We start from the raw sequence: 11,385 nt of genomic DNA, 5'->3' as shown, positions 1-11,385 counted from the left end.
CCATAACATTAGTAGGTTAAGTTTATGGTAGATTTGGGGCAAAAAAGGCGGAAGAGATTCCGCCTTTTTTATTTTAACCTTGAGAAGAAAGAGAATAGAGCAAAGAATAAAGATTGTTGAGCATAGTCTTAACTATTTGACAATAAAAAAAGACGGATAGCTAATTGCTATCCGTCTTTTCTCTTTATTCTTTATTCTATTTTCTTCTTACTTGTCTAAAGCAAATCTTCTTGCAACTTCTGTCCAGTTAATTACACTAAAGAAAGCTTCAATATAATCTGGTCTTCTGTTTTGGTAGTTTAAGTAGTAAGCGTGTTCCCAAACATCCATTCCTAAGATTGGAGTTCCACCGTTACCAGCAACTTCTGGCATTAATGGATTGTCTTGATTTGGAGTACCTACAACTTCTAATTTTCCTCCTTTTTGAACTGTTAACCAAGCCCATCCAGAACCGAATTGTGTTGCTCCAGCTTTAGCAAATTTTGCTTTAAACTCATCAAAAGTTCCAAAAGAAGCTTCAATTGCAGCTAATAAATCACCTGTTGGTAATCCGCCACCGTTTGGAGACATTACAGTCCAAAATAAATTGTGGTTGTAGAAACCTCCACCATTGTTACGAACTGCAGCGTTTGATTTATCTAAGTTGATTAAGATGTTTTCGATTGTTTTTCCTTCCAAATCTGTACCAGCAATAGCTGCATTAAGATTTGTAGTATATGCATTATGATGTTTAGAATGGTGAATTTCCATTGTACGTGCATCAATATGTGGTTCTAATGCGTCATATGCATAAGGTAATTGTGGTAGTTCAAAAGCCATGATATTATGATTTTATGGTTTATAATAATTTATTCCAAATTTAAACATTTAACTTTGGAATAGAAAATACTATTTTGTTATAATTGAATTTAATTAATTGATAAATTGTTTTTTTTACCTCTAAATAGTTGTAAATCTTTATTTTCCATTAAAAGTAGTCATGGTATTTTCTAATCCGGCTGTTCCGAATGTCTTAATAATTTCTGAAGAAATCTCTAAACGTTCCGGTAATTTTGCTTTTTCTTCTTCATCCCAATCACCCAAAACGTAATCAACTTGTTGCCCTTTTTTAAATTGATCGCTAATACCAAATCTAAAACGGGTATATTGTTGTGTATTTAAAACAAGGTTGATGTTTTTAAGTCCGTTGTGACCTCCGTCGCTGCCTTTTGGTTTGATTCTGATGGTTCCAAAAGATAAGTTTAAATCATCTGTAATAACCAGAATGTTTTCTAACGGAATGTTTTCTTTATCCATCCAATATTTCACTGCTTTACCGCTCAGGTTCATATAAGTGTTTGGTTTTAAAAGAAAAAAAGTTCTTCCTTTAAATTTATACTCTGCTAAAGCACCAAGCTTTGCCGTTTCGAATGAAAGTCCTTCTTTTTTGGCTAAAAAATCCAGGACTTTAAAACCTATGTTATGTCTTGTATTTACGTATTCAGCACCAATATTACCTAAACCGACGATTAAATATTTCTTCATATTATCTGTGTTCTCTTCTTTTTGTGTTGATGAAAACAGTTTTGTTATCCATTTTATCATGTTTGCAAAAGTAAGATTAATTAGAGAATGTGCCAATTTGTTAATTAGATAATTTGAAAATGCGAGAATTAGATAATTGCCTGTTGGTCGTGATTTAACCGCAAAGATCACAAAGGTTTTACGCAAAGGGGATTTAGCAGATTTTTCCTTAGCATCTCAGAATCTCAGAATCTCAGAATCTTAGTATCTTAGTATCTTAGAAACTTATGAAAAAGATACTTTCTCGTTAGCCCTGACAGGAGCGGCATCCTTTTTCCTGCTCCTTTAGCAGGGAAAAGATATAGCGGATGGCAGGAACGTCACGCCTTGAAAAAACCGTGAGCTTCTGCTTCTGAAAAAAAATTAGATAATTAGAAAATGTGGTAATTAGATAATTGTTTTTAAAGGGCTTCGACTGGTAAAAGACTTAAAACCTTAGTACCTCAACATCTCAGAACCTTTCAAAAAAAAACCCCAATCGAAAGATTGAGGCTTTTTGTATTGAGTTGAAAAAAATTATTTTTTCTTTCCTTTTGCAGGAGCTTTTGCAGCTTTTGCAGCTTCTTGAGCAGCTTTCATAGCAGCACGAGAAATTCTTACCTGAGCAACAACAGTGTTGTCTGGGTGCATAATTTTGAATTCTGGAGCACCAACTTTAGTAACATATAATTTGTTACCCATTTCAAGTGGAGTAATGTCAGCTTCAACAAAATCAGGAAGATTTTTAGGTAAAGCTTTAACTTTTAATTTACGAGTGTTTAAACGTAAAACACCACCTGCAAGAACACCTTTAGATGTACCAACAACTTTTACTGGAACTTCCATAGTGATTTCTTTGTCATCAAATAATTGAAAGAAGTCAATGTGTAAAATTTTGTCAGATACTGGGTGAACCTGAATGTCTTGCAAAATTGCATTAAATGATTTTCCTTTTCCAAGCTCAATCACAACTGTGTGTGCATTTGGAGTGTAAACCAAGTTTTTGAACGCTGCAGCGTCTGCTGAGAAGTGTACTGCTTGATTTCCTCCGTATAACACGCAAGGAACCGCTCCAGCATTACGTAAGGCTTTAGTTGACACTTTGCCCACGCTTTCTCTTTCTGATCCTTTAATTGTAATCGATTTCATTGTAAAAAAAATATAGTTATTAAATAATATACATTGCTTTAAGCTTTAGGCCGTAGGCTTTAGGCTTTTTTGTAATTGCGAGTAGCTTACGGCTTATAGCCTAAAGCCTACTGCTTTTACATTATAAATTTTCCACTAATGGAATTGTTGTGGTGCACCATGTGCATAACTTCAGCAAAAAGAGGTGCACAACTCACTACTCTAATTTTCTTTGATTCTTTCTTTAACGGAATAGAATCTGTAACGATCAATTCTGTTAATTTCGAATTTTCAATTTTCTCATACGCATCGCCAGATAATATAGCGTGTGTACAAATTGCTCTTACGCTTAGTGCTCCTTTTTCGATCATTAAGTCTGCAGCTTTCGCTAAAGTTCCTCCTGTATCGATCATGTCGTCTACTAATATTACGTTACGACCTTTTACTTCACCAATTAGCTCCATAGTGTCGATAACGTTGGCTGCTTTTCTTTGTTTGTAACAGATTACTACATCTGATTCTAAAAACTTAGAGTAAGCATATGCTCTTTTTGAACCTCCCATATCAGGAGATGCAATTGTTAGATTTTCTAATTTTAAACTTTCTACGTATGGTAAAAAGATTGTAGATGCAAATAAATGATCTACCGGTTTTTCGAAAAACCCCTGGATTTGATCTGCGTGTAAATCCATTGTCATAACTCTTGTCGCTCCGGCAGCATCTAATAAATTAGCTACTAATTTTGCTCCAATCGGAACTCTTGGTTTGTCTTTTCTATCTTGTCTTGCCCAACCAAAATAAGGCATAACAGCTGTAATATGTCTGGCTGATGCACGTTTTGCGGCATCAATCATTAATAACAATTCCATCAAATTATCGGCCGTTGGAAACGTTGAGCACACGATAAAAACGCGTAGTCCTCTAATTGATTCTTCGTAAGATGGTTGAAATTCTCCATCACTGTACGTTGACATCGTTACTTTTCCTAACGGAATTCCGTATTGTTCTGCAATTTTTTCTGCAAGATAAACACTTTGTGAACAAGCAAAAATTTTAGCTTCTGGTTCTAGGTGCGACATTATAATTTGTTGTTTTGTAGTTAGTTGTGTGTGCGTCGTTTTAACGAGGTGCAAATTTAGAAAATTTATTGGACACTGAAAGGAAAAATTTAAGTATTTTTAGTAGAACATTTAATTTAATTTTTTACATTTGCACCGTGTTAAAGGAATAAGCACAGTTATGACATCATAATTACTTATTCTATTGCGTTAAAATAATCAGATTTTTGATTGTTTTTTCGTCTGCTAAGCCCGGATGGCGGAATTGGTAGACGCGCTGGTCTCAAACACCTGTGGGAAACCGTGCCGGTTCGACTCCGGCTCCGGGTACAAAAACCTCTTCTTAACGGAAGAGGTTTTTTTGATTTTATACCATTTCAAATATAGTCCGTGGTCTAAGTAACGGGGAGATTATATTAATGAAATAATTGTGTCCCAACGGTTGAAACCGTTTGCTATGTCTATCCTAAACTTCACAACTCGCCTCATGCAAAACCGGAAAATTGCAGGAATTAGCAATAAAACATAATTGATTGGCTTTTTTATGAAGTTCAATTGCTAACTCAATTTTATCCGAATTTGAAATTTTTACTTTAGGATTTAATCTGACCTCAACAAAACGCCCGCTTCCATCTGGAGAAACTTCGAGTGTTGCTTCTGCATTGTCTGAATATTCTAAAACTTCTATTCCGTTTTGGGAACAGACATATAAATAGGACATCATGTGGCAGGAAACCAAACTACTCAACAACAAATCTTCAGGATTGTATAATTCCGGATCTCCTTTGAAAGCTTTTGCGGCTGAAACGTCTAAAAGTGATTTTCCTTCAATTTTAATTTGGTGGCTTTTGCTGTAAAATCGTTGCGATGATTCAACCTGACTTTTTGCAGTCCAGCTCAATTGTGCTTTGAATAGATGTTTCATTTTATGTTTTTGCTTTTGCTAAGTTAAGATTTATAAGCTTATTTTTTTAATCTCGCAAAGTCGCAGAGTCGCCAAGTTTATAAACAAAAGCTAAAAAAAACTTTGCGCCTTCGCGACTTTGCGAGCAATTCTCTCCAGCATTTTACCTCATAAAAAAAACCTCGAAAGTATCGTTCTTTTGAGGTTTTTAGAGAATTTACTACACTAATAAAACTTTAAATATCCTTTTTATTTACCCCATTTAGTGAAATCTGAATCTGGCCTTTTAAAAGGTTCTGATAAAAACTTATTTGCTATTGCATTAAATACTTCCGGACTTGAAGCCGGTGCAAAATGGGTTTCTCCAGGCATAATACATAGTTGTGCCTTAGGTATATTTTCGAAAATTTCTACCGTATGCTCATTTCTGATTACGTCTCTATCTCCCGCTATTACAAGCACTTTTGCTTTAATTTTTGATAAATCTTTTGCTGCAATATTAGGCTGATCTGCTAAAAGTCCAGAAATTTGTTTCAGCAGATTCCAGTTCTCGCTAGTGTCTTTTTCTTTAATTTTTGTACTAAACAATTTTCTCTCGTTCTGAAGACCTTTTACCGCCCATGAATAAATAGCCGTAGAATCAGGTCGTAAATTGGCACCCATCGCTACAATTTTTTTTATTTTTGACTTCCCTGAAATACCCATTTGCAAACCCACAATTCCTCCATCACTCCATCCAATAATACTTATAGAATCCAGTTTTAAGTGATTAACTAATGCTTCCGTATCTTTTGTGATTTGGACAAATGTTAAAGAATCCGTTTTCAACTCTGATTTGCCATGTCCTCTACTATCGGCAGCAATGACTCTGTATTTATTTTTAAAATAACCAATCTGATTTCCCATTGTTTCAATACTTCCACTATTTCCGTGAATCAATAACAACGGTTCTCCTTTTCCATATTCTTCATAATAGATTTTAGCTCCATTGAGTTCGACAAACTTTCCGACAGCGCTATTGTTACCATAAGGCGTGTCAAATTTAGAATTCATCTGAACCTGAGCACTTGCGATTCCAAATACTGAAGATGTTAATAACAGAAGTAATGCTTTAATTGGTTTTTTCATTTACGAATGGTTTTTATAATAGTTATCTTTCAAATATAAGAAAGAATTGAATAAATTAACAAAAGCTTTATAAATCGTAATGTGTTTATTCTTTACAAATAAAAAAAACCTCGAAAGGACTACTTTCGAGGTTTCTTAGAGAATTACTAACTAATTAACATAATTCCAAAACTATTTTTTCACAGAGAATTTAAAAGTAGTTTTAGTTTTATAATTTTCTCCCGGGTTTAGAACCGTTGTTGGGAAATTTTTCTGGTTTGGAGAATCAGGATAATGTTCCGTTTCTAAACATAAACCTGTTCTGTGTGCGTATGTTCCGCCTTTAGGCATTGGCAAAGTTCCGTCAAGGAAATTTCCAGAGTAAAACTGAATTCCAGGTTCATCTGTTGTCATTTCCATAACTCTTCCGCTTGCTGCGTGGTATACTTTTGCAATGATTGTTTTTCCTTTTTCAGGATTGTTCAATACCCAGCAGTGATCGTAACCTTTTCCTCTTTCTAATTGCTCATTTTTAGCGTTGATGTCTTTTCCAATTAATTTTGGAGTTCTGAAATCAAAAGGCGTACCAGCAACATCGTCTAATTTTCCTGTCGGAATTAAAGTCGCATCAACCGGAACTAATTTATCAGCATTCAAAGTCAATTCGTGATCTAAGATGGTTTTTGTAAAATCTCCAGATAAATTGAAATAAGAATGTTGCGTCAAATTCACAACTGTTTTCTTGTCGGTCGTTGCTTCGTATAAAACTTCTAACTGATTGTCATTTGTTAAAGTATAAGTCACAAAAACTTTCAAAGTTCCAGGATAGCCTTCTTCCATATCTTTACTTACATAAGATAATTTTAAAGAAGCATTTTCTCCAGATTTAACCTCATCGGCTTTCCAAACAACGTTAAAATATCCTTGCGGACCGCCGTGCAAAGCATTTGGCGCGTTGTTTATTGCCAATTGATATTCTTTTCCATCTAATGAAAATTTACCTTTTGCAATTCGGTTTCCGTATCTTCCAATCAATGCTCCGAAGAAAGGATTTTCTTTTTCATATTGTGCCAAAGAAGTAAATCCGATTACTACATTTTCTGAAACTCCTTCTTTATTTGGCACTTTTAAATCTGTAATTCTTCCGCCAAAAGTGATGATGTCAACTTCCATCCCATTTTGGTTTTTCAGTTTATAACTTTCGACTTTTTCGCCTTTAGCCGTTTTTCCGTATTCTGATTTTTCGATTGTAACTGTAGATTTTTCATCTGAAGAAACTGTTGTAGCATCCATTTTTTTATCGCTTTTACATTGAACTGAAATTGCAGCCAAACTCAAAAGGCTTACTCCGAAAATGCAACGTTTTAATACATTCATAAATGATAATTTTTTAAGTTAGTAAAGTCTTAAAGTCGAAAGTCTTAAAGTCAATTCCTCAAAGTAACTAAATCTTTAGGACTTTATGACATTAGACTTTTGACTAATTTAAAGTCCATGCTGAAACAAATGATAATACGCTTCGTTAGCATTAATTTTATCTTTAAACTCTCTTACGGTAGTTTTTTCGTCAATAACCAATAGTTCAATTCCAGCGATATCAGCGAAATCTTCCATGTATTCAGTTGTCAATGATTGACTGTAAACAGTGTGATGCGCTCCACCAGCCAAAATCCAGGCTGTAGCTGCGATATCCAGGTTTGGTTTACAATCCCATAAAACTCTTGCAACTGGTAACTTTGGTAATTCAGCCATTGGTTTTATAGCTTCCACTTCGTTTACAATTAAACGGAAACGCGTTCCCATATCAACCAAAGAAACATTGATTGCATCTCCTGCAGGTGAATTAAATACCAAACGAGCTGGGTCTTCTTTTCCTCCAATTCCTAATGGGTGTACTTCACAAGAAGGTTTTCCATCTGCAATTGATGGACAAATTTCCAACATATGAGAACCTAAAACGTATGATTTTTGTGGTGTGAAATGGTATGTATAATCTTCCATGAATGAAGTTCCACCTTCTAAACCAATATTCATCACTTTTAAAGCACGAACCATTGCAGCTGTTTTCCAGTCTCCTTCTCCACCAAAACCATAACCATCGGCCATTAATCTTTGCGTTGCAATTCCTGGTAGTTGTTTCCAAACACCAAGATTTTCGAATGTATCTGTAAAAGCGCCAAAACCTCCTTCTTCAAGGAAAGCTCTTAATCCTAATTCAATTTTTGCCGCTTCCGCTAAAGAGCTTCTTTGCGCGCCACCTTCTTTTAAAGAATCAGTTAAAGTATATGATTGTTCGTAAACTGCTAATAAATCAGCTAATTGTTTGTCGGTTACTTTTTCAATATGTTTGGTAACATCTGAAGAATCGAATCCGTTTACTGAAACTCCAAAACGAATTTGAGCTTCCACTTTATCGCCTTCTGTTACGGCAACTTCACGCATATTGTCACCAATACGAGCTACTTTTAAGTTTTGAAGTTCGTCCCATCCTAAAACGACTCTTGACCAGATTCCTAATTTTTTCTGAACTCTTTCATCTTCCCAATGTCCAACGACAACTTTACGTTTTTTACGCATTCTTGACATGATGAAACCAAATTCACGATCTCCGTGAGCAGATTGATTCAAGTTCATGAAATCCATATCGATAGATCCCCACGGAATTTCAGCATTGTATTGTGTATGCAAATGACATAATGGTTTTTTCAGAATACTTAGACCACCAATCCACATTTTTGCTGGTGAAAAAGTATGCATCCAGGCAATAATTCCGATACAGTTTTTCTCTGAATTCGCAGCCAAACAAACATCTAAAATTTGCGAAGGCGATTTCACCACATCTTTGTAAACCACTTTCACTGGAATACTTGATGAAGCGTCTAATCCTTTTGCAATTATCTGAGAATGTTCAGCTACTTTTCTAAGTGTTTCTTCACCGTATAATTCCTGGCTTCCTACTACAAACCATACTTCTTTTTGAGATATATCTATCATTTTGTTTAATCGTTTATTTGTTTAATCGTCAAATCGTTTTTCTTTATCTAAAAATTCACGATTAACGAAAATCTTTTCTCTTTGTTCTTTATTCTATTTTCTTTAATCTAAAATCTACACTCTAAAATCTACACTCTAAAATCTAAAATCATTATTGTCCGTAATACGAATCTTTTCCGTGTTTGCGGTTGTAATGTTTCTTTATTAATGAATCTTTTAATCTTGGAGCATTTGGATTTATTTGCAAAGTCAAGTACGCCATTTCGGCAACTACTTCTAAAACTTTACTGTTGTAAACCGCTTTTGCTGCGTTTTTTCCCCAGGCAAACGGACCGTGATTTCCTATCAAAATCATTTCTACTTCTTCGTAAGAAAGATTTTTTTCTTTGAAACAATCCAAAATCTGAATTCCGGTATTGTGTTCATAGTTTCCTTCTATAAGCGAATCTGCCATTGGCGGCGCGCACGGAATATCTGCTGTTAAATGATCGGCATGCGTTGTTCCGAAAATCGGAATATCTTGTTGCGATTGTGCCCAAGCCACTGAATAAGTTGCGTGTGTATGCGCAACACCACCAATGTTTGGCCAGTTTTTATATAAGTATGCGTGTGTTTTTGTATCAGATGACGGACGCATTGTTCCTTCGATAACATTATTATCAAAATCGACAATCACAATATCTTCTGGTTTTAAATCTTCGTAAGGAACACCGCTCGGTTTAATGGCAAAAACACCATTTTTTCTGTCCACGGCACTTACATTTCCAAAAGTGTAGACAACCAAATTCAATGCATTTAACTGCATATTGGCTTCGTAACATTCTTGTTTTAAATCTTTATAAAGAGAACTCATGTTTCGGTGTTTTTATAGTTGGATCTTCAAAAGCACTTAATTGATCGTAAGCGATTAACAATTTGTTATACGCTGCTACTTTATCTAATTGAGGGAAATATTCTCCGTCAAAATCGCTTCCTATTTTTTGACTTGCTTCGATTACATTTGGATAAATTCCGGCTGCAACGGCTGCATAAATCGCCGCTCCTAAAGCTGGAGTCTGATCTGAAGCTGCAATTTTGATTGGCTTATTTAAAACATTAGCCAAAGTCTGCATGATAAAAGGAGATTTACGGGCAACACCACCAATTCCGATAACGCTGTCAATTTTTACGCCTTCTTCTTCAAAACGATCTACAATTTTCTTCGCTCCAAAACAGATTGCGTTTACCAAAGCTTTGAAAATATGTGGTGCTTTTGTTCCTAAAGATAAATTTGAAATTGCACTTTTTAGTTCCTGATTGGCATCTGGAGTTCTTCTTCCGTTAATCCAGTCCAACGCAATTGGAAGACTATCTGAAACCGGAATTTTCTCTGCTTCTTTTGTTAATTCAACAATTAATTTATCACTGAATTCTTCTCTTAATTGTTCTTTTTGAGCGTCATTTAAAAGTGATGAAGAACCTAATAAATGTTCCGTCGGCCACATTAATAATTCTTTGTACCAGGCCAATAAATCTCCAAAAGCAGATTGTCCCGCTTCTAAACCAATAAAGCCCGGAATTACAGAACCATCAACTTGTCCGCAGATTCCACGAACGGTTTTTGTTCCCACTTCGTCGTAAGAACCAACCAAAATATCACAAGTTGAAGTTCCCATAACGCGAACTAAAGTGTTTTCTCCAATTTTAGCTCCAACTGCGCCAGAGTGTGCATCGAAAGTTCCAACGGCAACAACAGTATCTGTCGAAAGTCCTAAACGGTCTGCCCATTCTTTGCTTAAATTTCCGGCAACTAAATCAGATGTATAGGTTTCATCATATAAATTACCACGAAGCTGTGCTAAATACGGATGTAGTTTTTCTAAGAATTCAACCGGTGGCAAGCCATTCCAGTCTTCGTGCCACATGGCTTTATGTCCTGCTGCGCAACGGCTTCTTTTGAATGTTTTTAAATCTTTATCTTCAATTAGTAAATAGGTCATTAAATCACAGTGCTCCATCCAGGTATGGGCAGCATTTTTAACGGCTTCATCTTCTCTGGCAATGTGCAGGATTTTTGCCCAAAACCATTCTGATGAATAAATTCCACCTACATATTTTGTTACATTTTCTCCGCCCCAGCTTACTGCCAATTCGTTGATTTCATTTGCTTCGTTTATCGAAGTATGATCTTTCCATAACACCATCATTGCGTTTGGATTCTCTTCAAAACCTTTTGTTAATGCTAATGGAATTCCATCTTTTGTAACCGGAACTGGAGAAGATCCTGTTGTATCAATACAAATCCCTTTTACTAATGATGGATCAACTTTACTTTCTTTTATAACAGTTTGAATCGTAATTTCCAATCCTTCGATATGATCTAAAGGATGTTGACGAAACTGATTTATTGACGCGTCACAATATTGTTTGTTTTTCCATCTTTTGTAATGAGAAACATTCGATGCTAATTCCTGCCCATTTTCAGTATCTATCAGCACCGCTCGAACAGAATCTGTTCCGTAGTCCAATCCTATAACGTAATTTTTCATTCGAAATTCATTTTTTTAATGACGACAAATATAATTATAAATATTTTATAAGTGTATAAAAAACACTTAACAATAAATATGCTTTTTAATTTTTATAAATAATGCATTAAAACAAGCATTTAAG

At 35.1% G+C, this 11,385-nt stretch carries 10 protein-coding genes and 1 tRNA gene; 1 reads left to right on the top strand and 10 read right to left on the bottom strand.

Annotated features, from left to right (window positions below):
• Window positions 1-207: 207 nt before the first annotated feature.
• From AC1RRN_RS19440 to AC1RRN_RS19425, 4 genes are all read right to left on the bottom strand, one after another.
• A complete protein-coding gene (locus AC1RRN_RS19440; protein ID WP_492968892.1) occupies window positions 208-819 on the bottom strand; it encodes a superoxide dismutase in 612 nt (203 codons plus the stop codon).
• Between the two features lie 138 nt (window positions 820-957).
• The gene (gene pth / locus AC1RRN_RS19435; RefSeq protein WP_492968891.1) at window positions 958-1,584 is read right to left on the bottom strand and encodes an aminoacyl-tRNA hydrolase; all 627 of its coding nucleotides are present in this window, start codon (window positions 1,582-1,584) and stop codon (window positions 958-960) included.
• 495 nt (window positions 1,585-2,079) lie between these two features.
• On the bottom strand, window positions 2,080-2,691 hold the full coding sequence (locus AC1RRN_RS19430; protein WP_492968890.1) for a 50S ribosomal protein L25/general stress protein Ctc: 612 nt from the start codon (window positions 2,689-2,691) through the stop codon (window positions 2,080-2,082).
• 116 nt (window positions 2,692-2,807) lie between these two features.
• Entirely contained in the window at window positions 2,808-3,749 is a 942-nt protein-coding gene (locus tag AC1RRN_RS19425) for a ribose-phosphate pyrophosphokinase (protein ID WP_492968889.1), read from the bottom strand.
• A gap of 229 nt (window positions 3,750-3,978) precedes the next feature.
• Here AC1RRN_RS19425 and AC1RRN_RS19420 point away from each other — a divergent pair.
• A tRNA-Leu gene (locus AC1RRN_RS19420) sits at window positions 3,979-4,058 on the top strand.
• A gap of 136 nt (window positions 4,059-4,194) precedes the next feature.
• Here AC1RRN_RS19420 and AC1RRN_RS19415 read toward each other — a convergent pair.
• The 6 genes from AC1RRN_RS19415 to AC1RRN_RS19390 form a co-directional block, all read right to left on the bottom strand.
• Window positions 4,195-4,653 (bottom strand): OsmC family protein, encoded by a 459-nt coding sequence (locus AC1RRN_RS19415; protein WP_492968888.1) that lies wholly within the window; start codon window positions 4,651-4,653, stop codon window positions 4,195-4,197.
• Between the two features lie 228 nt (window positions 4,654-4,881).
• Window positions 4,882-5,760, bottom strand: coding sequence for an alpha/beta fold hydrolase (locus AC1RRN_RS19410; protein WP_492968887.1), 879 nt, complete (start codon window positions 5,758-5,760; stop codon window positions 4,882-4,884).
• A gap of 171 nt (window positions 5,761-5,931) precedes the next feature.
• The gene (locus AC1RRN_RS19405) at window positions 5,932-7,116 is read right to left on the bottom strand and encodes an aldose epimerase family protein (RefSeq protein WP_492968886.1); all 1,185 of its coding nucleotides are present in this window, start codon (window positions 7,114-7,116) and stop codon (window positions 5,932-5,934) included.
• A gap of 108 nt (window positions 7,117-7,224) precedes the next feature.
• Entirely contained in the window at window positions 7,225-8,733 is a 1,509-nt protein-coding gene (gene araA / locus AC1RRN_RS19400; RefSeq protein WP_492968885.1) for an L-arabinose isomerase, read from the bottom strand.
• Between the two features lie 151 nt (window positions 8,734-8,884).
• Window positions 8,885-9,586: an L-ribulose-5-phosphate 4-epimerase gene (locus AC1RRN_RS19395; protein WP_026982501.1), complete on the bottom strand. Its 702-nt coding sequence runs from the start codon at window positions 9,584-9,586 to the stop codon at window positions 8,885-8,887.
• On the bottom strand, window positions 9,570-11,261 hold the full coding sequence (locus tag AC1RRN_RS19390; protein ID WP_492968884.1) for a ribulokinase: 1,692 nt from the start codon (window positions 11,259-11,261) through the stop codon (window positions 9,570-9,572). Before AC1RRN_RS19390 ends, AC1RRN_RS19395 begins: the two co-directional genes overlap by 17 nt.
• Between the last annotated feature and the right edge of the window lie 124 nt (window positions 11,262-11,385).

The sequence above is a fragment of the Flavobacterium sp. GW821-FHT11G01 genome (genome assembly GCF_058808175.1).
The sequence above is the reverse complement of the archived record's forward strand: the minus strand, read 5'-3'. Positions and strand labels throughout refer to the sequence as shown.

What these genes read in the sequence shown, in the direction of transcription:
- AC1RRN_RS19410 (WP_492968887.1), bottom strand. Translation starts at nt 5,760, where the DNA reads ATGAAAAAACCAATTAAAGCATTACTTCTGTTATTAACATCTTCAGTA.
- AC1RRN_RS19390 (WP_492968884.1), bottom strand. Translation starts at nt 11,261, where the DNA reads ATGAAAAATTACGTTATAGGATTGGACTACGGAACAGATTCTGTTCGA.
- araA (WP_492968885.1), bottom strand. Translation starts at nt 8,733, where the DNA reads ATGATAGATATATCTCAAAAAGAAGTATGGTTTGTAGTAGGAAGCCAG.
- AC1RRN_RS19430 (WP_492968890.1), bottom strand. Translation starts at nt 2,691, where the DNA reads ATGAAATCGATTACAATTAAAGGATCAGAAAGAGAAAGCGTGGGCAAA.
- pth (WP_492968891.1), bottom strand. Translation starts at nt 1,584, where the DNA reads ATGATAAAATGGATAACAAAACTGTTTTCATCAACACAAAAAGAAGAG.
- AC1RRN_RS19395 (WP_026982501.1), bottom strand. Translation starts at nt 9,586, where the DNA reads ATGAGTTCTCTTTATAAAGATTTAAAACAAGAATGTTACGAAGCCAAT.
- AC1RRN_RS19440 (WP_492968892.1), bottom strand. Translation starts at nt 819, where the DNA reads ATGGCTTTTGAACTACCACAATTACCTTATGCATATGACGCATTAGAA.
- AC1RRN_RS19415 (WP_492968888.1), bottom strand. Translation starts at nt 4,653, where the DNA reads ATGAAACATCTATTCAAAGCACAATTGAGCTGGACTGCAAAAAGTCAG.
- AC1RRN_RS19425 (WP_492968889.1), bottom strand. Translation starts at nt 3,749, where the DNA reads ATGTCGCACCTAGAACCAGAAGCTAAAATTTTTGCTTGTTCACAAAGT.
- AC1RRN_RS19405 (WP_492968886.1), bottom strand. Translation starts at nt 7,116, where the DNA reads ATGAATGTATTAAAACGTTGCATTTTCGGAGTAAGCCTTTTGAGTTTG.